This is a genomic window from Tateyamaria sp. syn59, assembly GCF_007995245.1.
GTDB lineage: Bacteria > Pseudomonadota > Alphaproteobacteria > Rhodobacterales > Rhodobacteraceae > Tateyamaria.
The window spans coordinates 251,184-271,777 of sequence record NZ_VCBA01000003.1; the positions used below are offsets into that span (position 1 = coordinate 251,184).

Below are 20,594 nucleotides of genomic sequence, written 5' to 3' on the forward strand. Positions count from 1 at the left end.
GAACTCTCGACCTCTCCCTTACCAAGGGAGTGCTCTACCTCTGAGCTACAGCAGCATCGTGCGCGGCGGGATAGACCCAAATGCACCCCCATGCAAGCCCATTCTGGACGCCAAATGCGCCCTGCGGTACAGAAGCGCCATGGCAGACAAATCCCCTCCCAAGGCAAAGGCGTCAGATGACCGCGAAGCGCGGCTGAAACAGGCGCTCAAGGCCAACATGGCCAAGCGCAAGGCGCAGGCACGGGCGCGGGCAGAGGCAGGCAAAAAGCAGGAGCAGGACAATGGATAGCATATTGGTCAAGGGCGGGGGCGCCCTCAATGGGCAGATCCCGATTGCGGGGGCCAAGAACGCTTGCCTGACGCTGATGCCCGCCACGCTGCTCAGTGACGAGCCGCTGACGCTGACCAACGCGCCGCGCCTGTCGGACATCAAGACGATGACCCAGCTTCTGGCGTCCCTCGGGGCCGAGGTCACGTCGCTGCAGGACGGTAAGGTGCTGGCCATGTCGACCCATGGCGACATCAACACCCGTGCCGAATATGACATCGTGCGCAAGATGCGGGCCTCGAACCTCGTTCTCGGACCGCTTCTGGCACGCGAAGGGCACGCCGAGGTCTCGCTGCCCGGTGGCTGTGCCATTGGGGCACGCCCCATGGACATTCACACCGATGGCCTGACCAAGATGGGGGCCGAGATTGACCTGCGCGACGGCTACCTGCACGCCAAAGCGGATGGCGGCAAACTCAAGGGCGCGGTGATCGACTTCCCCTTCGCATCTGTTGGCGCCACCGAGAACATCATGATGGCGGCCACGCTCGCCAAGGGCACAACAGTCATCAACAACGCCGCGCGCGAGCCGGAAATCGTGGACCTCGCCACCTGCCTGCGGGCTATGGGCGCGCAGATCGACGGGGACGGGACCCCCACGATTACCATTCAAGGCGTCGACAAGCTGCACGGCGCCACGCACCGCGTGGTGACCGACAGGATTGAGTTGGGCACTTACATGCTGGCACCGGCCATTTGCGGGGGTGAGGTGGAACTGCTGGGCGGCAAGATCGACCTGCTCGGCGCATTCTGCGAAAAGCTGGACGCCGCCGGGATCAACGTTGAGGAAACGGACAAAGGGTTGAAGGTCGCGCGCAAGAACGGGCGCATCCGTGCGGTCGACGTGACCACCGAACCCTTCCCGGGCTTCCCCACGGACCTGCAGGCGCAGATGATGGCGCTTCTCTGCACGGCTGAGGGCACCTCCGTCCTCGAAGAAAAAATCTTCGAAAACCGCTTCATGCACGCACCGGAACTCATGCGCATGGGGGCCGACATCGACGTACAGGGCGGCACGGCCACGGTCACGGGCGTCGAAAAGCTCAAGGGCGCGCCGGTCATGGCGACCGACCTGCGGGCGAGCGTAAGCCTGATCCTCGCGGGCCTCGCCGCCGAGGGAGAAACACGGGTCGCCCGCGTCTACCACCTCGACCGCGGCTACGAACATGTGGTCCGCAAATTGTCGGGCGTGGGCGCCAATATCGAACGGATCGCGGGGGACTGATGCAGGACGCACGGTTTGAAGACGGGCGCGAGGCGCCCCTGAACCTTGGCGCGCTGGACGTGGACGACCTGCAGGTGATCTCGTCACTGGCGCAGGACGCGGTGTTCCCGGTGACAGAGATGACATGGGACCGCAAGGCGCACCGCTTCGGCCTGCTGCTCAACCGCTTCCGCTGGGAGGATCAGGGCACGAGCCGGCACGCCCCCGAACGGGTGCAGTCGGTGCTAGCCTTCGACACGGTGTTGCGCGTGGCAAGCCAAGGCGTAGACCGCTCGGACAAGGATGTGATCCTGTCGCTTCTCTCGGTGACCTTTGACGCGGGCGAGGACGGCAGCGGCGACATCCTCCTGACGCTCGCAGGCGACGGCGCGATCCGGCTCTCGGTCGAAGCCATCGACGTGACGCTCAAGGACGTGACGCGGCCCTACAAGGCGCCCTCCAAATCCGTGCCGCAGCACGATGACTGAGCCAGCCGTGCGCCGCCTGACCGGCGCAGATGCGCCGGACTGGCAACGCTTGCGGCTCGAAGCCCTTTCAACCTACCCCGAAGCGTTCCTGACGACGTACGACGAGGCGGCGGCGGTTCCGGTGGGCACCATCGCGGAGCGGCTGGATACGGGCCACACCTTCGGCGTTTTTCAGAACGCAGCGCTCGTGGGCATTGGCAGCCTGATCCGATTGGCGAAAGAGCAAACGAAGCACCGGGCCGAGTTGGGCGCATTCTTCGTTCAGTCCGGCGCGCAAGGCAGTGGCGCCGCGCGGTCGCTGTTCGACGGCATCGCCCAAGCTGCCGTTGAGGTGGGCATCCGCCAAATTGAACTCTATGTCGCGTCGAGCAACGCGCGCGCCATCTCGTTCTACACCCGCGCAGGTTTCCGTGAGGTGGGACAGATCCCAAACGCAACGCTCAGCAATGGCGTGTCCGAAACCGACCTGATCATGGTGCGCGACCTGTCGTAAGGCGGATCCTGATCCGCCGGGCGCACGGAACGTGCGCCTTACTCCAGCGCCCACGGAAAGCTCTGTATCTAAAGTGTGTGCCTGCCTTGCAGCAATCCAGCCAAATCGGATGACTGTTTGCAGCCGAAATTGACACGGCGATGGATAGTGGACTAGCGATTCAGCCGGTTGTTGTCTCAGTGGAGACTAAATTGGCTGGCGCCTTCGCAATTGTGCTCTTTGTTCCTGTGGTAGTGGTAGCTTTGGCATTTGCTGTTTTCCGAGGCTTGGCACTGTCGCATGGTTTTCGGCCGTTGGTCATGTCTGGAAGTCTGTGGTTGGCGGCTTTGTTTTATTGGTTGTTTCGGACCGCGAGCGGCTGTGAACCGCCGCCACAAGGTCAAAGCGATACTGGATGCGGTTTTGCCTCATCTATCGGATCACTCGAGACACTTAGTATTTGCGGCGCGATAGTGGGATCCGTTTTGGTCCTAGCATATTGGCTGTTAAGAGCGCGGACGCCTCCGTCAGACTCTGGTGAGCTTTAGCATTCGGGTTGTCCACTTCGCTGCATTTGGCCAACCTACGAAAACCCGAAGATACATCGCGGCGCGTCCCCCTTGAGGCCACCCAACCTCCCCGCTATGTCCCCCGTCAGCCGGAAAGGACGCCCATGCCCCAGTTTCTCGACCACAGCGACGCCGATTTCGAAGCGCGATTCACCGCACTTCTCAACGCCAAGCGTGAGGACAGCCCGGACGTCGATGCCGTCGTCGCAGACATCATCGCCGATGTGCGCGCGCGGGGCGACGCAGCCGTCATAGAACTGACCGAGAAATTCGACCGGATCGCCCTGACCCCGGATACCCTGCGCATCAGCGCCGATGAGGTGGCACTAGCCATCGAAGAGGTCAGCGCAGAAGACTGCGCCGCCCTCACCCTCGCCGCTGACCGCATCCGCGCCTATCACGAACGCCAAATGCCCGAAGACGCCCAGTGGACGGACACGGCGGGCGCCACCCTCGGCTGGCGCTGGACTCCGGTGTCCGCAGCCGGTCTCTATGTCCCCGGCGGGCTGGCGACTTACCCGTCCTCGGTCCTGATGAATGCCATTCCGGCCAAGGTCGCAGGGGTAGGGCGGCTCGCCATCACGGTTCCCACGCCCGATGGCGCCATCAACCCGCTGGTCCTTCTCGCTGCCCAACTGGCAGGCGTGGACGAAATCTACCGCATCGGCGGCGCACAAGCGATCGCGGCCCTCGCCTACGGCACCGACACCATCGCGCCGGTGGACAAGATCACCGGCCCCGGCAACGCCTTTGTCGCCGCCGCCAAGCGGCGCGTCTTCGGCAAGGTCGGCATCGACATGATCGCAGGCCCGTCCGAGATTCTGATCATTGCAGATGGCGACAACGATCCCGACTGGATCGCCCTCGACCTGCTCAGCCAGGCCGAACATGACGAAAGCGCGCAATCGTTGCTGATGACGACCGATCCCGCACTTGGCCGCGCCGTGGCAGAGGCGGTCAACACCCGGCTCGAAACGCTCGAACGCCGCGCCATCGCAGGCGCAAGCTGGCGCGACTTCGGTGCCATCATCACTGTGCCCGACCTCGACACCGCCGTGGCCCTGTCGGACCGCATCGCGCCCGAACACCTCGAACTTTGCGTCGCCGACCCCGTGGCGCTGTCGGAAAAGATCACCCATGCAGGGGCCATATTCCTCGGCCAATGGACGCCCGAGGCCATCGGCGACTATATCGGCGGCCCCAACCACGTGCTGCCCACGGCCCGCTCGGCGCGCTTCTCTTCCGGCCTGTCGGTCATGGATTTCGTCAAGCGCACGACGTTGGCCCAGATGACCCCCGACGCCCTGCGCGCCATTGGACCCGGAGCCGAACGGTTGGCAGCGTCCGAAAGTCTTGAAGCGCATGGGCTGTCGGTGACGGCGCGTTTGCGCAAGCTGAACGGATAGAGGGGGGCCAGCCCCCCGGCTGCGCCTCCCCCCGAGGTATTTATGGCCAGAAGAAATGGGCATGTCCGCGCTTGGAAAATGAGACGCGCGCCATTGTGTTGCCCGCCGCCAGACCCTAAGCATTGCGAAAGATTGTTTCGTTGCCGAAGGCTCGCGCGCCATGACCCGTATTGCCCGCATCACACTGGATGATGCCAACCTGCCCCCTCCAACGCCCGAGATCGAACAGGAACGCAAGGTGGCGATGTTTGATCTTCTGGAGGACAACACCTTTGTCCTGCCCGGCCGTGACGGGCGCGAGGTGCCCGCGGGTCCCTACCACGTGGGCCTGTCCATCCGTGACAAGCGCCTTGTTTTTGATGTGCTGACCGAAGCGGAAGAGAAGGCCGCAGAGTTCCACCTGTCCCTCGGCCCCTTTCGCCAAGTGGTCAAGGATTACTTCCAAATCTGCGAAAGCTATTTCGAGGCAGTCAAGAAGCTGCCGCCTTCCCAGATCGAAACCATCGACATGGCCCGCCGCGGCATCCACAACGAGGGCAGCCGCGTGCTGCAGGAACGGCTGGAAGGCAAGGCCGAGGTGGATACCGACACCGCCCGCCGCCTCTTCACCCTGATCTGCGTGCTGCATTTCGGCGGATAGATGACCGAAACGCTGCCCCAATCCATCCTCTTCTGCTGCGACCACAACGCGGTCCGCTCCCCCATGGCCGAGGGGATCATGAAGAAGTTCTATGGCACCGGCACCTATGTGCAATCGGTGGGGGTCAAGAACGACATGGAGATCGACGGATTTTCGATCGCCGTTTGCCAGGAACTGGGCGTCGAGTTGAGCCGCCACCGCTCGCGCAGCTTTGACGAGATGGAGGATTGGGGCGACGATCTGTCCTCGTTCGATCTGGTGGTGGCGCTCAGCCCGGCCAGTCAGCGTCGCGCCCTGGAGTTGACGCGATACTTTCACCTCGATGTTGAGTACTGGCCCATCCTGGATCCGACTGGCCTGGGTGAAACGCGTGAGGCCAAGCTGGAAAGCTACCGCGCGGCGCGCGACCAGATCATAAAGCGACTCACCGACAGGTGGGGCGGTGGAACGGAGGTGACGTGATGGACGTGGTGCACCGCTATTTAGAGGCGTTCAATGCCGGCGATATCGACAGGATGCTTGATTGTCTCACGGAAGACATCGCGCACCACGTGAACGAAGGGCAGGTGCGCACCGGCAAGGCGCTCTTTCGCGACTTCTGCCAGCATATGAGCCGCTGCTACGCCGAGACCCTGACCGACATGGTGGTCTTTGCGACGCCAGACGGCACACGGGCCGCGGCGGAGTACACGGTCAACGGCACCTATCTGCAAACCGACGCAGGCCTGCCCGAAGCGCATGGCCAGACCTACTGCCTGCCCGCCGGATCCTTCTTTGACATCCGCGACCGGCGCATCGCCCGGGTCACCACCTATTACAACCTCGCTGACTGGATCCGTCAGGTCCGCGCATGAAGGTCGCAACGCTCACCGGGCCCGACATCGCCGATGCGCTCGATGATCTGGCCCGCCTGCGCCTCGCCGTGTTCCGGGACTGGCCCTACCTTTACGAGGGCGACTTCACCTACGAACGCCGCTACCTCGAGGTTTACGAGCAAAGCAACCGCGCCATAATCGTGGCCGTCTACGACGGCGACTGGATGGTGGGGGCGGCCACGGCAGCACCGCTGGCCGAGCATGCGGATGCGTTCTTTGACGCCTTCGCAGGCACCGACATCAACATCGACACCTGCTTTTACTGCGGTGAAAGCGTTCTATTGCCGCGCTTCCGGGGACAGGGCTATGGGCATGCCTTCTTTGATGCGCGCGAAGAGCATGCGCAGGCGCTGGGCTATACGCAGATGTGCTTTGCCGCCGTCGTACGCCCGCCCGACCACCCGCTGAAACCCCGCGCCTACCGCTCGCTCGAGCCGTTCTGGGAAGGGCGGGGATATGTCCGTATGCCCGGTGTGATCGCGCACTTCCCATGGAAAGACGTCGATCAGGCAGTCGAGACCGAAAAGCCGCTGCAATTCTGGATCAAGGACCTGTAGCTCAGGTGCACTGGCGTGCGGCGCTGTCGCTGTAGGTTTTCCAGCGGGTCCAGAACCGCTCGTCCGCCGGACGATCGGATTGGCGCACCTCTTGGGCCAGTTGCGGGTTGCTGAAGAACCCCGCACCGCGGCGTTGTTCGTCCCCGCGTAGCGACTGGTTGGCGACGGCCTGCACGCAGCCGCAGCGCGCGCGGCTGGCCTGGCTGCGACCCCCGCTCCGACAGGCGGAATAGATCGGGCCGGTGGCAAACAGGACAGCATTGCCGGGCACAGCGCGCGTGCTTGAGTAGGAAGAGCCACCGCCGCACGCGCTCAGGCCCAACATGGCGGCACCCGCCAGGATCGTGATCGAGAGTTTCATGGTTCTGCTCGTGTCTGCTCTGGCGGGTTGTCCCGCTCTGGATGGATCAAGTTATGCCGCAAGCCGATTGCAAGGGCAATTCACACCCGCGTGCCGCCTCAACCCGTGCGCGCAGCGCTTGGGGCTGTATTTCGGAAGACTTTTAAGGAAAAACCTCGCCGATCCACGGGACGTTGATTTGACCGAACTGATCCGTCTGGCTATGTCATTTGCAAAAGACCGGAGAGCAGACATGACCCGCACCCGCCTGATCCTTCTGGCCATCGTGGCCGCAACCGCCCTGACCGCCTGTGAAACAGCCAAAGGCGTTGGGCGCGACATCACCCGTGCGGCAGATGCGGTGGACCGAGCGCTTTAAGAGGTCGCTGTAAGTTGCGTATTCACTGCGCACTGCTCGACTGGGTCAAATGCACCCGTAGGGCGGGGTTCACCCCGCCGTACTGATTAAACATCCCAAACGAACCATCGTTCTGCTCACCCCAGCGCGGAATCAAGGGCGCCAGCCCGCCGCGCATCCATTGCCCGGCAGGCGATTTGTCAAAGCGAAATCTGCCGAGAGGGGGCAGGCCCTCCCGCGGCCGGTCGATTTGGCCGATCTTGGTGCGCCGGTGAAACGGAAGATGGACCTGGCAGCCATAAAGTGCTGCCGAACAAAGGTTGGATCGACAGCCAAGGGCCTGCTGATGCGCGGCTGGTCACATTGGACCAGACGAAATCAAACCAAGCACAAATTCGACAACCTTGTGCGCCCGCAATCCAATCTTGAGCCCAGCCATTGGACCGGAACTCTCAGCAGCTTTAGCCCGCTCAGCCAAACTGATTTTTCCCGCGCGATTGCCACTTTGCTTCAGTGCATCAGCATTTGCCGTATCGCTTGATCCATCACGGAGTGTTTCGGTCGCCAAACCCAACTCAGTGTCCAGCCGACCAGTCGTCCCTTCGCGCAAATCCTCGATAAGCTGCGCACCAGCTAGCCGTTTTGCTTGGCTTAGTTCCTTGAAGCGCTGACTGGCCCGAGCATCGACGGCCTGCGCAACATCTGGATGATCCGCCCGCAGTTGCAGCGCCAACTCGTCCAAAGTGGCAACAAGCATGGTCAATTCATCGTCGCTAGCAAAAGATCCGTCTGCTACACGCGCCTTAATCATGTCGCTCGCGCGGCGCAGAAACTGTTCCAGGGCGTTGGGGTCATCGAGGCAGTTGTCCAAAGCATGGCGCAAAACTGTAGCTGCCGTACTCATGTCGTTCAGATCGCAAGCGTTGCTTCGAACAGCGAGGTCCAGGGTGAAGCGGACGCGGTTTTCGATGCTGTCAATGAGTTTCGATGGGTCGGAAGCCGTGGTGCGAACGTCGTAGCGTCCATCTGCGCTTTCGAAGACATCTTCGACTTGTGGCAGCTTCGCGAGGAGTATCTCATCTCGCATCGCGTTGATGGTTGAAGCAACTTTTGCTGGCGCATCCTCATCACGCCATAGTGTCTCCGGCAATCCTAAGACATCCGACGCAAACGGCCAGTCATTGAACTGACCTCTACAGAATTGCGTATGCCACTCTTCCCACCAATGCCAAGGACTGTCATCGTTCCTGCGCGTTGTGCGCAGGCGCATTCCAGGTCGTATGCGCGCGGGCGCCCATTCGGGAAACTGAACCGCTGACTGAATTAACACTGTGGTGCGCTCATCAACTTTGCGCTTTGTGCTCAGATTTGTTCCGGTCGTCGACTCGTAGATCTCTTCCGCCAGCAAATCAAAGGATACACGGAGTAGGGGATCTGGTTCGGGATGAATAAGTTCAAATCCCCAAGCTTCACCCATGATCGACACTGCCGGGTAGTCGCCAAATGATCGAACTGTAAAAGCGACACCGCTTCTGCCACCCCTTAGATGAAAAGTGTTGGGCTGATTGGTTGGTTCATAAGGTGCGTTTACCAACCGCCTATGTGTGACAGCGTCAGTGGTTGCCTCAAGAAGAAACCGATGCAGTTGCAGCCAGTACACAAGATGATCTGCATCACGCCTCGATTGAATTTTCTTAGATTCCGCAAGTAGTGCTGGAAGTATCCTGTGAAGGTAGCGCACCAGAAGAACCTTACGGCTGCTGGTGTTTATCCAGCCGAGCTTTTTGAGCACGTCGTAGCTTCGTGTAGCATCATGCATGTGCGACATAACAGTCAGCGATTCCCATTGCCAAACCCCAAAAACCCTTACATATCCCAACCATGACACCGCTCAGCCATATCCGCAATTTCTCCATCGTCGCCCATATCGACCACGGGAAATCGACCCTTGCCGACCGCCTGATCCAGTCCACCAACACGGTGGCCGACCGGGACATGAAGGAACAGCTGCTCGACAGCATGGATATCGAACGCGAGCGGGGCATCACGATCAAGGCCAACACCGTCCGCATCGACTACACTGCGCAGGATGGCGAGCACTACGTCCTGAACCTCATCGACACCCCCGGCCATGTGGACTTCGCCTACGAGGTCAGCCGGTCGATGCGCGCCGTCGAAGGCTCGCTTCTGGTCGTGGACAGCACCCAAGGGGTCGAGGCGCAGACGCTCGCCAACGTCTACCAAGCCATCGACGCCGACCACGAAATTGTCCCCGTTTTCAACAAGATCGACCTGCCAGCCTCCGACATCGACCGCGTCGCCGAGCAGGTCGAGGATGTGATCGGCATCGACGCGAGCGGCGCCATCGCGGTTTCCGCCAAAACGGGCCAAGGCATTCAGGAAACGCTGGAGGCCATTGTCACCCAACTCCCCGCGCCCCAGGGCGACCCCGACGCCGATCTCAAGGCCATGCTGGTGGACTCATGGTACGATAGCTACCTCGGCGTCATCGTCCTCATCCGCGTCATCGACGGACGGCTCAAGAAGGGCGAAAAGATCAAGTTCGTCTCAAACGGCACCATCCACCACGTCGACCGCGTCGGCGTCTTCCGCCCGGCCATGCAAAACGTGGACTCACTCGGCCCCGGCGAAATCGGCTTCCTCACGGCGTCCATCAAACAGGTCCGCGACACCCGCGTCGGTGACACAATCACCCACGAGCGCAAAGAGGTCGACCCGCTCCCCGGCTTCAAACCCGCGCAACCGGTAGTCTTCTGCGGCCTCTTCCCCGTGGACTCCGCCGAATTCGAAGACCTCCGCGACGCCATCGACAAACTCGCGCTCAACGACGCCTCCTTCTCCTTCGAAATGGAAACCTCCGCCGCCCTCGGCTTCGGCTTCCGCTGCGGCTTCCTCGGGCTTTTGCACCTCGAAGTGATCCGCGACCGGATCGAGCGGGAATACGGCATCGAACTGATCACCACCGCGCCGTCGGTCATCTACCACGTCCACATGCGCGACGGCACGATGATGGAACTGCACAACCCCGCTGACATGCCCGACCTCACCCATGTCGACCACCTGGAAGAGCCGCGGATCAAGGCCACCATCCTCGTCCCCGACGACTATCTCGGCGACGTGCTGAAACTCTGCCAGGACCGCCGCGGCATACAGGAAGACCTCACCTACGCCGGCACCCGCGCCATGGTCGTCTATGACCTGCCGCTGAACGAGGTGGTGTTCGACTTCTACGACCGCCTTAAATCGGTGACCAAGGGCTATGCCTCCTTCGACTACCAACTGACGGGCTACCGCACGGACAACCTGGTGAAAATGTCGATCCTCGTGAATGACGAGCCGGTGGACGCCCTGTCGATCATGGTCCACCGCGACCGGGCCGAGATGCGCGGCCGCGCTATGGTCGAAAAGCTCAAAGACCTGATCCCCCGCCACATGTTCAAAATCCCGATCCAGGCGGCGATTGGCGGCAAGGTCATCGCGCGCGAGACGCTATCCGCGATGCGTAAGGACGTGACGGCGAAATGCTATGGCGGGGACGCGACGCGGAAACGGAAGCTGCTGGACAAGCAGAAGGCGGGGAAGAAGAAGATGCGTCAGTTCGGGAAGGTGGATATTCCGCAGGAGGCATTCATCAGCGCACTCAAAATGGACGGCTAAAGCCGACCATTTTAGGCGCTGAGGAATGCCAGTGCGCGAAAGTCGTATCGCGCAGCGATGCGCGTAGCGCACTTACGCTGGCCGAGCGAGAGCAAGCTCGCTGCACTGTCAAGCCTCCGACAACGGGCTCACGGTCTGTTTTCTAACACGAACAATTTCTTTGCACAGATGAGTCTGCCAGCGATGCTAGGCCTATAGTTACACATAGGAGCGCGTCGGGTGACACCTCCGTACTGTATCTAGTGCTATTCCTTTTGCCAGCTACAATACTTTTTGGTTGCTGAACGGAGCAAATCATGCAACACCTAGACGTAGGAACAGCAGCAACCACTAAATATTGACGGCCTGCAACACAACATGATGTGTTTCCGTCTAAATGTTGTTGTGCTGCAGCCATAGCTACTATTCGCGACCGTTTTGTACTAAAAGATACTTCGAGGAGGAGTTGTCTCGATTCGTCGCGGAGGAGCGCATGCTCAGAAGTACAAGAATAGCTGCCGTTTGCTGTTTTCTTGCCTCTTTGGGCAATGCAGATGTCGACAATCAAGACGAGGCAGAATCTGTCTATGGACTGGACCTGCAGGTAAAGGCAGCTGAGCTTGAAAGCTCGTTCCCCATTCTTCTGCTTGGCAACGGACAGAAGACTCGCGATGCGCTTACCAATCACCGTCAAGCATTGGAGCGATACAGAGCACAGATTTTGGAAGGTTTTTCCAGAGAGATCGCTGCAATTTGTGATCGTGCCAAGCGTCATGAAGCAGAACTTCACAGCAACGCAAGAGAAGGGACGATATCTCGATCTTTGTATTTGAGACGTTTGGATGAAATAGAATACGCGAGATTGCAATGTGATACTAAGCATTATCGCAGCTCTAGGTACTGGCGGTTATATGACCGAATGCTTCTCCGCTATCAGAGCAGTGACAAAGAAGTTCAAAGAGCAATAAGCGATTGTTTTTCACAAAACTCATGTAGGCAAAGAAAAAATTAAAAAATGCTCGAGTCTTTGCGTCAAAAATTCGAAACTCTGGGTTTTGCGATAGGCGAGTTTCTTCCCGTATTTTTTGTGGTGATTTTTCTGGTTGTGAGCACCAAATGCGCGCTTTTTTTCTACAAATCCAGTGCTATGATAACTTGGACGCAGCTTGGTTTTTACTCAGTTTCTGGCGTTCTCGTTGGCTACGTTGAAAACATCACAGGAGCAAAAATTGGCGGACTTTTGCCTTCAGCGATTGTAATATTTGCCTTTCTAGTAAACAGCTATCTCCGTATGAGAGACGATAAAACCGCTGCCGTGACGCTTTCTTCTCCAGTATACCTATCAGCTGCAATTGCTGGTATTTCCTTTATGCTCTCGGCTAGGTATTTTACACTTCTATTTGATTGAGAGCTGCATTTGCTCGCGGATCACCCCACAACACCAAATCCATACCCACCCGAAACCGCGCATCCCAATGCACACTCGAATGCGCCCAATCCTCGGGCCGTTCCACAAACCCATGCTTCACCGGGGCTCCGCCCGTTCGCGGCTGAAACGGTCCCCCGGACCGTTTCCAAGACGCCGCTCACTCCAACAATACCGCACATGCGCACGGTAATCGGCCTCATCCCGAATGTGATGCTCCCAGAATCGAGGTTGCCACAACCCGACCCCGCCCTACGGCATGACATCGAAAACCGCGCCTTGATCGCCGGGGCTCCGCCCGTTGTCACCTCAATTGATCCCCCGGATCAATTGCCGGGCTCCGCCCGGACCGGTGCCAACCCCGCATCGTGTCGAAAAATCCCAATCCCCAACCGGCAACGTCCACACACAATGCAAATGGTCCGGCAACACAACCCACGCATCAATATGAAAGGGCCGTTCCGCCTTCGTCACCCGCACCGCCTCACGCAACGCCTCAACCTCATCCACCAACACGCGGCTTCCCCGCCGCGCCAACGCAACGGTGAAAAACACGCAAGCCCCTGACACCTTCGGACGCACATAATTCGGCATCCCCCAACCCTGCCAAACCCATGGTTAACCACCCATAAACGCGGACCAATTTGACCGACATCAATGCACCGCGCCGCACTCCCCGGCACACTCCGCTCAACCTAAAGAACCGGAGGCCCCACATGCAGCGCTACATGCTGTTCCTTGTCCTGCACATCTTCATCGGCGCAACCATGGCGGGCACGGGCGTTATCGCCGCGCTGGTCATGGGCTTCGGCACGGTCGGCCCGATCCTGATCGCCGCGGCCATCGGCTTTGTCGCCTCCTTCCCCGTCACGTGGCTGGTCGAAAAGCGGATCACCAGCCTGCGCTGACGCGGGCGCTGGGTCAGCCACTCCACACGAAAAAAGGCGCGGGGCATCGCTGCCGCCGCGCCGTTCATGATGCACTGGCCAATGGCTATTCCATATAGCCGAAGCTCTCATTTTCTATCCACACCGGCTCGCCAATACCGGCGCGCATCAGCAGGCAGGCGGTGCCCTTGCGCTGGAAATACACGCCCTCCATCTCGTACCACCCGGCCTCCGGCACTTCGACCTCGACCGTCTCCGTGGCTTCGCACGGGTGGACCCCGTCAAAGAAGGCAACCTCCTGCCCGCCGATGGACATCATCAGCCCGTCATTGCTCATGAAATCGACAAGGTAGGTGCCCGCCTCGTCAAAGCGGACATAGCCGGAGATGCCCGCCACCACCTTGTGCGCCTGACCGCTGGTCAGCGTCTCATCCCCGTCAGCAGTGTCGCGGTAGTCCATGCCCAAGAGCGGCTTGCCCGGGCGGGCGGCGTCCAACGCGTCGAGGGCATCGTCGATGCTGCGCGGGTTTTCATCCAGGTTGTAGACAACAGACAGCCCCTGGCTCAGCGCTTCGGGCTGCGGGTCGGCTGGCTCCAGTTTCAGGGGGGCGGCAAACAGTGCCGTCGCCGACACATATGAGATTGCGGCCAGAGCGGCCGTCGTCAACATCTTCATCATGAACTCCCGTTGGTCCCGACCGCTTTTGGCGCGGCCTTGAATCAGGGTGAACCATAGAAGCCGGTGCCAAGCGCTGACAACAGGGGCACCGCTAAACGTCACGAAACTTTGGCAAAACTACACGTATCGGTAGAAAAGATACCGATCCGGGGCAATCGTGTCCGGTCCGCAGATTTGTTCGAAGCCGACAAGCGGTTGCTGCGACAGGATCAGCCCGCCGGGGATCATGACCTCGGCAATCCCAGGGCTGAGGCGGGCGCCTTCCTCGATATCCTTATCCTTGACGCCGTAGCCGAAGTCATAATGCGCGAGCGCCATGCGACGCCCCTCGGTCTTGAGGCGGGCCAACATCGCTTCGGCTTCGCCTTCCAGAAAGTCCGCCTCGGGTGGGACGCAGCTGGGGTGGCATTTCAACATGCGGTCGATCACCCAGATCCGGCGGTCGGGCAATTCCTGGCGCAAGTGGTCGTAGGTGCGGCCGTTGCCAAGGCCCATTTCGAGGACGTCGCCTTCCATTCCGGCGATGCGCTCGGCCGCCCAATTGATACCGTCGATCTGCGCGGTCAGGCGCCGTCGCATCGATTCCAGTCTGCTCATCTCAAGTCGTCTCCATCGTCCAGGGGGTCGCGCCGCCTGACAGCATTTCCTGTATGTACGCGCTGGTGAAATCCCAGATCGCAGGGGTGTGGACCAGGTGGTGGGTCAGAAGCCCCAATGGCTCTGTTGCATCCTCGGCACCCTGCCTGCGTGCCCGCAGGAGGGCAGCGGTGCTTTGGACCAGGATGTCGGGTTGCACAAGATCGCGTGTGCCTTTCCACCAGATCGGGTCGATATGGGTGTTGATTTGCGTCAAGCCAGAGGCTGCTTCGCTCGTTTGTCGTGCTCCGAAGGTCGACAGCACCGTATAGCCTTGCCGTGCCAGAACCGGCAGGTGCGCCTCTTTCACACGGTTCCACGGCGGTACGAAAGCAGAGCGCAGCGACGCACCAAAGAGCTGCTGCATCCGCGCCAATCCCCGCGCGCTGTCCTCGGCCAAGCCTGTGCGGTCCGTCAGAAACTCGTTCTTCTTTTGGTCCGGCGTGCTGTGATCGCGGTGCGCCCAGCCGTGGACCAGCGGGATCATCTGCCGGGCAGCGGTGTATTCGGCCAGGTCAGGCGTGGCGTGCGCTGGGACGATCGCGAGGTGGACGGCAACGCCCGTGGCGCGCGACAGGTCGGCCAGCCTGTCCAGCGCGGTGGTCGGCGCAATCGCGTCGTCATCGCGCCACCAGAACGGCAGGGCCATGTCATTGCGACGGCAGGCCTGCAACTCCTGTCGCAAGGGGGTCCAGTCAATCGTCATGCATTCTCCGCCGATGCAGGTGATGTACGATGTCCACGGTGCGCGCGGCGCCGTTCATGCCGTGGGTGCGCCGGGGGCGATCCGGTCCGTGCGCGGCTGTTGCAATGGCGTGCAGAAGAGCGTCGCCCGACAGGTCGGATTGCCGGATGACGGACATGCCGCGCAGCTTGCTCAGCGCCTTCGCGCGCAGCGTCTGTTCCACCTCTCCCCCGTCATCAAAGGGTACAAGGACAGCCCGTACGCCGGTTTGCAGCACGTCGAGCGCGGTGTTGTAGCCACACATCGAGATCGAGACCTGCGCCTGCGTCAGGAGCGTGCGGAAGTCTGGGCGCGGCCCTTCGATGGTGACGTTCGGGGGGGCGACGCGGGACAAGGCGTTGCGCCGTTCCGCGTCCCCTCCGACCAACAGATGCCAGTGCCGGTCGGGTGCGCGTTGCGCCGCCTCAAGGGCCGCGTGAAAAAGGGTGTCGCCGACGGTTCCGCCACCCGCACTGACGATGATGTCGTTGGTGGTATCAGTGCTGCGCGGGACCGGCGCGGGCGCGACAAAGCCGGTGTAGTGCAGCTTGTCCCGCAGCGCTGCGGACACCGGCCAGCAGTCTTGCAACGCCACGACTTGCGGATCGGCATGGACGAGCACGCCATCATAGGCACCGCCGATCAGGTCGTCGGCAAACGCGACCTTTTCCGGTTTTGAGGGCGGGGCGAGGATGTCGCGGATCGAAGACAGGATCAGCGGCGGCGACGGCAGCGCCTTTACGGCAGAGAGCAAGGCCTGAAATTCGTGCTTCAGGGTGCGTCTGCCAAAGGGGAACAGCTCGGTGATCAGAACGTCGGGCGGGGAGGCTTGGACATGGGCCAGCAACGCGGCCATGCGGGCCTCCAGATAGGCGGCGTCCGCTGTAACGTTGTCGTCAGTCAGAAGGTTGGAAAAGTCCGTGCCATCCGAACGCAAGGCAGGCAACTGCAAAAGGGTGACGCCAGTCGTGTCGAAATGCGGCACGGGTCGACCGCCGCTGATTACGGTAACCGTGTCACCGGCGGTGGCAAAGGCGCGCCCAAGGGTCAGTGCGCGGGCCAGATGGCCAGTACCCAACAGGTGTGTGACGACGAAGGTGACCTGCATCAGCGCCGCTCCAGCCGTTCGGCATCGGGGGAAAGCGTCAGGTCTTGCCCATCGACATGCAGGACAAACAAGCGGTTGCGTTTGATCCGGAAAGGGGCGGGGCCGTCGAACATCCACCCGGTGGCGTGGGCCATGAGAACCCGCATCGTGCCGATGTGACAGATGGCAACGGTGTCTCGCTCAAGATTGGCGAGCCAGGGCAGCAGGCGTGCGCGCAGGGCACTTGGGCTTTCACCCTCGGGCGGGCAATAGTCCCACCCCCAGTCCTCGATATGCCGAAAACCGCTGTCGGGATTCTTGGCCAACTCGGCCCCGTGCTGGCCTTCCAGCCTGCCCCAGTTCATTTCGATCAGGCTGGGTTCGATGCGCGGCTGGCGTCCTGAAACCAGATGCGCCGTTTCCACCGCGCGGGCCAGCGGGCTCGACACCAGGTCGGCGGAGTGCCAGGCGGATGGCAGGGCGAGCACGCCCAGCTCTGCTCGGGCCATGTCGTCGAGCGGTATGTCACTGCGCCCTTGCAGCCGACCGGCGCGGTTCCACGAGGTGTGACCGTGACGGAGCAGAGCAAGCCGGATCATATCGCAGCCTCGATCCCGGTGCGCAGTGTGTGCGCGGCGGCAGGCAGAAGGTGGTCTGCCTGCACCTTGCCCCGCGCGTCTGTCGTCGCTGCCGCGTGCAGATCTGGCCGGGTGAGCAACTGCGTCAGGCGCGCGGCCATCGCATCCGGACCATCGGAGACGGGGGGTTGTATCCCTGCGACCACGTCCTGCACCCCGGGTCGATCCTGGGCCACCACGGGCACCCCGGCTGCTTGCGCCTCAAGATAGGCGTAGCCGAACGCCTCGTTTACGCCGGGCCAGAACAGCAGGCGTGCCCGCCCATAGTGCCGCTGCAGCGTATCGGCCGACAGGGCACCCAACATCCGCACGCGGGCACCGAAGGGCATCATCAGGTCCAGCACATCCGCCTGTGCAGGGCCGTCACCGGCGATGTCGAGGTGCCAGTCCAAGGCCGGGTCCAGCAGGGGCAACGTCTCGGCAATCAAGCGGTAGGATGACAGCTTGTCCCCGGCGCGCATCATGCCGACGCTCAACATCGGCCCGCTGTGATCTGAACCGACGGGCAGGTTTTCGGACGGCAGAAAGGGCGGCAGATGGATCAGGGACTGGCCCGCCGGTGCGTCACGGCGCAGGGTCTCCGCATCGCGCCGCGTCACGTAGAAAATCGTGTGGGCCTGATCGCTTGCGGCCTCTGCCGCTGCTGCAAATTTCGCCCAGGGGCCCGACAACCGTTTGCGGGCGCGCGTGCTTTCGACCTGGATGTAAGGAATGCCCAGGGCGCGCGCGACAACGGGCCCAACCAGATCGGGCGCCTTGTAGTAGTTGTGATAGGTCAGCCAGCAGCGCCAATTACGCGCCTCGTCCAGCGCAAGAAGACGCGCTACCTCTGCCTCGGCCTGATCGGTCAGATCGGCCTGCGCCGCGCTGTCCCCGCGCCCGTCATAGATGCGCAAGCTGCATGCGACGGCGACATCGTATCCGGCATGGTGCAGGGCGTGGATCAAGGCGCGCGCCATGGTGCGGTCGCCTGACGGCACCGGGTGGTCCGGCGCCTTCAGCGGCGCATAGAACGCAATGGTCACGCGGTCCCCATCAAGGCGCGCAATCGCTTTGCCAGATGGTTGATGCCCGGTTGCATGGTGAATTCGGCATGCAACCGGGCATGGGCAGCCTCCGCAAGCCTCGGACCGAGCGCGGGATCATTGGCAATATCGCCCATCGCTTTAGCCAGGGCCTCTGGCGCATCGTCGCTCAGGATACCGTGGACACCGGTGTCGATGAATTCGGGGATGGCTGACACGGGCGTGCTCAGGATCGGCAGCTTCTGGCTTGCCGCCTCCATCAGCACGTTGGGCAGGCCATCGCGGTCGCCGTCTGCGGCCACACGACTGGGCAAGACAAACAGGTCAGCCTCGCGCATCGCTGCGATCACCTCGGGCTGGTCACATGCGCCGCGCCAGGTGATGCGCCCGGTCAGTCCCAAACGCTCGGCATGCGCCTCCATCTCGTGCTTCAGGGCGCCGCCGCCGATATGCTCCCAGTGCCAGTCCAGATCCTGCGGCAGCAGGGCCAGCGCCTCAAGCAGCCGGTCAAAGCCCTTCTTTTCGACCAGACGGCCGACGGAGACCATCCGGAACGGATCGCCAACGCCACGTGTGGCACGGGCCGGTGGATCGGGAAAACGTGAGAGGTCCAGCCCGTGGTACACAAGGTCCACTGGCGTCCCGGATGACAGGTCGTTCAGATGCTCGGCACCAAATGCCGTGCACGTCGCGCCGAAATGCGCCCCTGCGGTGTCCGGCGCCAGCTTTTCGCGCAGTTCCCACTCGGGCGAGGTCCAGATGTCCTTGGCATGGGCCGAAAAGGACCACGGCACGCCGCGCAGCATGGCGGCATAGCGCGCGACCGAGGACGGGGTGTGCAGAAAGTGGGCATAAAGCGCTGCGGTGTCAGCGGGCAGTTCTCGGGCCATGACACAGGCCTGACCGAACCGGCGCACGCGGTTGCGATTGCGGTCACGCTTGAAGTCGCGCAAGAATTGCTTCAGCGCGGGCCAGAATGCGCGGGTGCCAAGCGCGGCCAAGACCCCGCGCAGGACGCGGACGGGTTCTTGATGCAGGTACTCGGGCAGATAGTGCACATGCGCCTGCAGGCGGTCATGTAGGGGATGCGTCTTGGTGTCTGTTGGATGGCGCAGCGACCAGATGGCAAAGTCTATGCCTGCTTCTTCCAACGCGACAAGCTCTTGCGCGACAAAGGTCTCGGACAGGCGTGGCCAGCCCTTGACCGCGATGGCCAGGCGAGGGGATGTCTGGGTCATTCTGCGGCGTCGTTCAGCGGTTGTTGCATGAGGGCCTGCGCGCGCGCGATCACGACCTCAAGCCCGTCCAGCAGCCCGTCGGCCCCAGCCTCGGACGGGCGTTTCTGGTTGGGCAGGGCGCGGATGGCCTCGACCATGGCGTTTGTCGTCAGACCCTCGCGGAATCGGTCGAGGTTGCGCACGAGGCCCAACTCTTCGGCCCGGTGGGCCCGGATCCACTGTTCCAGCCGCGGGCGGGTGCGCGGCACGATGATGGCGCGGCTGTCGAAGGACAGAAGTTCACAGAAGGTGTTGTAGCCCCCCATGCAGATCACGCCCTCTGCCGCTGCAAACAGCGGCTCGATCTTGCTGTCAAAGCCGGTCGAGGTGACGCGGCCCCCCAGGGCATCCACACGCGCCTCGAACCGTTCGCGCACTTCGCCGGTCAGGAAGGGCCCGTAAACAAGCACCGCGTGGGGGCCAAGGTCGGGATCCTGCTCGTAGGCGGACAGGACCAGATCAACCATCGCTGCCCCGTCGCCACCACCACCCGGCGTGACAAGGATGTAGGGCGTGTCGGGAACCTCTGCCGCGTCCACGATGCTGCGGCGCAGGTAGCCGGTCCAGACCGTGCGCGCCCGCGCTGCGTCGGACAGCGGCAGACCCTGGGTCGGGTCATAAACCGACCGCATGCCATAGACCCAGATCTCGTCATAGTACGCTTCGGCGGCGGCCACAGCGCCCTTGCGGTCCCATTCGGCGGCCAGCACGTCGGGTTCGTCCAGAACATCGCGCAGGCCCAGCACGATCTTGGTCCGGCGGTTCCGCCGCAGCCGGTCCAGCGTGTCGCTCAACTCGCCCCGAAAGCCGGTGGGCTCCTTGTCGACGATCAGCAGATCGGGTTCGTATTGCTCGATGGTCGACGTGATCAGGGCAGAGCGCAGGGCGGTCGTCGCCTCGATATCCATGCCCTCGGTCTGGCTGGCATAGGTGCCGTCGGCCAGTTTCTTGACGCCGGGCAGGCGCACGTGGTCCACCGCAGGAGGAAAGGTGAAACGGCCCGCGACCGGACTGCCTGTCAGGATGATCGCGCTTTCGGCCACACCGGATTGTGTCAGCGCCGACGCCAACGCACGGCTGCGCCGCAAATGGCCCAGGCCGAACGTGTCATGGCTGTAAAGCACAACACGGCCCGTCATCGTCATAGAGGAATTGGATTGGCCCATTACCGTCGTCATTTCCCATCCCAGCGCAGACGATGCCATATCCCGCGCCCAGAGTCCTTCCGAGCCGTATAGCACAGTGTGCCGCTGGACCAAGGTCACAATGGCCACTTCAGGCCGCATTCGCGCAACCGGTGGTGCGCTATCGCAAATATAGC

Annotated in this window: 25 protein-coding genes; 14 read left to right on the top strand and 11 right to left on the bottom strand. The window is 61.8% G+C overall.

From position 1 onward, the window contains the following. The first annotated feature begins 139 nt into the window (after positions 1-139). The 9 genes from FD715_RS22480 (at position 140) to FD715_RS07335 (ending at position 6,539) form a co-directional block, all read left to right on the top strand. Positions 140-289, top strand: coding sequence for a hypothetical protein (locus FD715_RS22480; RefSeq protein ID WP_189799432.1), 150 nt, complete (start codon positions 140-142; stop codon positions 287-289). After that, positions 282-1,553 (top strand): UDP-N-acetylglucosamine 1-carboxyvinyltransferase, encoded by a 1,272-nt coding sequence (murA, locus tag FD715_RS07300; protein WP_147107420.1) that lies wholly within the window; start codon positions 282-284, stop codon positions 1,551-1,553. The genes FD715_RS22480 and murA overlap by 8 nt, the downstream gene beginning before the upstream one ends. Then, positions 1,553-2,020, top strand: coding sequence for a DUF2948 family protein (locus tag FD715_RS07305; RefSeq protein WP_147107423.1), 468 nt, complete (start codon positions 1,553-1,555; stop codon positions 2,018-2,020). The genes murA and FD715_RS07305 overlap by 1 nt, the downstream gene beginning before the upstream one ends. Before the next feature lie 49 nt (positions 2,021-2,069). Beyond that, complete coding sequence (locus FD715_RS07310) at positions 2,070-2,513, top strand: GNAT family N-acetyltransferase (RefSeq protein WP_370455370.1); 444 nt, start codon at positions 2,070-2,072, stop codon at positions 2,511-2,513. Between the two features lie 652 nt (positions 2,514-3,165). Further along, on the top strand, positions 3,166-4,467 hold the full coding sequence (gene hisD, locus FD715_RS07315) for a histidinol dehydrogenase (RefSeq protein ID WP_147107428.1): 1,302 nt from the start codon (positions 3,166-3,168) through the stop codon (positions 4,465-4,467). A gap of 160 nt (positions 4,468-4,627) precedes the next feature. Next, the gene (locus FD715_RS07320; protein WP_147107431.1) at positions 4,628-5,107 is read left to right on the top strand and encodes a UPF0262 family protein; all 480 of its coding nucleotides are present in this window, start codon (positions 4,628-4,630) and stop codon (positions 5,105-5,107) included. After that, complete coding sequence (locus FD715_RS07325) at positions 5,108-5,569, top strand: low molecular weight phosphatase family protein (RefSeq protein ID WP_147107436.1); 462 nt, start codon at positions 5,108-5,110, stop codon at positions 5,567-5,569. It begins immediately after the preceding gene. Then, a complete protein-coding gene (locus FD715_RS07330; protein ID WP_370455363.1) occupies positions 5,569-5,961 on the top strand; it encodes a ketosteroid isomerase-related protein in 393 nt (130 codons plus the stop codon). The genes FD715_RS07325 and FD715_RS07330 overlap by 1 nt, the downstream gene beginning before the upstream one ends. After that, positions 5,958-6,539, top strand: coding sequence for a GNAT family N-acetyltransferase (locus FD715_RS07335; protein ID WP_147107443.1), 582 nt, complete (start codon positions 5,958-5,960; stop codon positions 6,537-6,539). Before FD715_RS07330 ends, FD715_RS07335 begins: the two co-directional genes overlap by 4 nt. A 1-nt stretch (position 6,540) precedes the next feature. On the opposite strand, the gene FD715_RS07340 is transcribed toward FD715_RS07335, so the two are convergent. Continuing rightward, positions 6,541-6,900, bottom strand: a complete 360-nt coding sequence (locus tag FD715_RS07340) for a hypothetical protein (protein ID WP_147107446.1) — start codon at positions 6,898-6,900, stop codon at positions 6,541-6,543. A gap of 232 nt (positions 6,901-7,132) precedes the next feature. Here FD715_RS07340 and FD715_RS22765 point away from each other — a divergent pair, with 232 nt between their 5' ends. Then, positions 7,133-7,258 carry an entericidin, EcnA/B family gene (locus FD715_RS22765; RefSeq protein WP_147107451.1) on the top strand — a complete coding sequence of 42 codons (126 nt, stop codon included), beginning with the start codon at positions 7,133-7,135 and terminating at the stop codon, positions 7,256-7,258. 337 nt (positions 7,259-7,595) lie between these two features. Here the strand turns inward: FD715_RS22765 and FD715_RS07350 are convergent, their stop codons facing one another. Further along, positions 7,596-9,056 carry a hypothetical protein gene (locus tag FD715_RS07350; protein WP_147107454.1) on the bottom strand — a complete coding sequence of 487 codons (1,461 nt, stop codon included), beginning with the start codon at positions 9,054-9,056 and terminating at the stop codon, positions 7,596-7,598. Positions 9,057-9,118: 62 nt separating this feature from the next. On the opposite strand from FD715_RS07350, the gene lepA reads away from it, so the two are divergent. The 3 genes from lepA to FD715_RS07365 all read left to right on the top strand — a co-directional run bounded on the left by lepA (position 9,119) and on the right by FD715_RS07365 (position 12,302). Next, entirely contained in the window at positions 9,119-10,915 is a 1,797-nt protein-coding gene (gene lepA / locus FD715_RS07355) for a translation elongation factor 4 (RefSeq protein ID WP_147107457.1), read from the top strand. Positions 10,916-11,387: 472 nt separating this feature from the next. Next, on the top strand, positions 11,388-11,906 hold the full coding sequence (locus FD715_RS07360; protein ID WP_147107459.1) for a hypothetical protein: 519 nt from the start codon (positions 11,388-11,390) through the stop codon (positions 11,904-11,906). 3 nt (positions 11,907-11,909) lie between these two features. After that, the gene (locus tag FD715_RS07365; RefSeq protein WP_147107462.1) at positions 11,910-12,302 is read left to right on the top strand and encodes a hypothetical protein; all 393 of its coding nucleotides are present in this window, start codon (positions 11,910-11,912) and stop codon (positions 12,300-12,302) included. A 327-nt stretch (positions 12,303-12,629) separates the two neighbouring features. Here FD715_RS07365 and FD715_RS07370 read toward each other — a convergent pair whose 3' ends face one another. Beyond that, entirely contained in the window at positions 12,630-12,875 is a 246-nt protein-coding gene (locus FD715_RS07370) for a transposase (RefSeq protein ID WP_223274769.1), read from the bottom strand. Positions 12,876-13,036: 161 nt separating this feature from the next. On the opposite strand from FD715_RS07370, the gene FD715_RS07375 reads away from it, so the two are divergent. After that, the gene (locus tag FD715_RS07375; RefSeq protein WP_223274770.1) at positions 13,037-13,228 is read left to right on the top strand and encodes a CTP synthetase; all 192 of its coding nucleotides are present in this window, start codon (positions 13,037-13,039) and stop codon (positions 13,226-13,228) included. An 85-nt stretch (positions 13,229-13,313) separates the two neighbouring features. Here FD715_RS07375 and FD715_RS07380 read toward each other — a convergent pair whose 3' ends face one another. From FD715_RS07380 to FD715_RS07415, 8 genes are all read right to left on the bottom strand, one after another. Then, a complete protein-coding gene (locus tag FD715_RS07380) occupies positions 13,314-13,883 on the bottom strand; it encodes a PA14 domain-containing protein (RefSeq protein ID WP_147108149.1) in 570 nt (189 codons plus the stop codon). Between the two features lie 120 nt (positions 13,884-14,003). Further along, positions 14,004-14,483, bottom strand: a complete 480-nt coding sequence (locus tag FD715_RS07385) for a class I SAM-dependent methyltransferase (RefSeq protein WP_147107467.1) — start codon at positions 14,481-14,483, stop codon at positions 14,004-14,006. 1 nt (position 14,484) lies between these two features. Beyond that, positions 14,485-15,228 carry a polysaccharide deacetylase family protein gene (locus tag FD715_RS07390; RefSeq protein ID WP_147107470.1) on the bottom strand — a complete coding sequence of 248 codons (744 nt, stop codon included), beginning with the start codon at positions 15,226-15,228 and terminating at the stop codon, positions 14,485-14,487. Beyond that, positions 15,218-16,354 carry a glycosyltransferase family protein gene (locus FD715_RS07395; RefSeq protein WP_147107473.1) on the bottom strand — a complete coding sequence of 379 codons (1,137 nt, stop codon included), beginning with the start codon at positions 16,352-16,354 and terminating at the stop codon, positions 15,218-15,220. Before FD715_RS07395 ends, FD715_RS07390 begins: the two co-directional genes overlap by 11 nt. After that, positions 16,354-16,932 carry a histidine phosphatase family protein gene (locus tag FD715_RS07400; protein ID WP_147107475.1) on the bottom strand — a complete coding sequence of 193 codons (579 nt, stop codon included), beginning with the start codon at positions 16,930-16,932 and terminating at the stop codon, positions 16,354-16,356. Before FD715_RS07400 ends, FD715_RS07395 begins: the two co-directional genes overlap by 1 nt. Then, positions 16,929-17,996: a glycosyltransferase family 4 protein gene (locus FD715_RS07405; RefSeq protein WP_370455366.1), complete on the bottom strand. Its 1,068-nt coding sequence runs from the start codon at positions 17,994-17,996 to the stop codon at positions 16,929-16,931. The genes FD715_RS07400 and FD715_RS07405 overlap by 4 nt, the downstream gene beginning before the upstream one ends. Continuing rightward, positions 17,993-19,234 carry a glycosyltransferase family 4 protein gene (locus tag FD715_RS07410; protein ID WP_147107478.1) on the bottom strand — a complete coding sequence of 414 codons (1,242 nt, stop codon included), beginning with the start codon at positions 19,232-19,234 and terminating at the stop codon, positions 17,993-17,995. The genes FD715_RS07405 and FD715_RS07410 overlap by 4 nt, the downstream gene beginning before the upstream one ends. Then, on the bottom strand, positions 19,231-20,451 hold the full coding sequence (locus tag FD715_RS07415; RefSeq protein WP_223274771.1) for a glycosyltransferase family protein: 1,221 nt from the start codon (positions 20,449-20,451) through the stop codon (positions 19,231-19,233). The genes FD715_RS07410 and FD715_RS07415 overlap by 4 nt, the downstream gene beginning before the upstream one ends. Between the last annotated feature and the right edge of the window lie 143 nt (positions 20,452-20,594).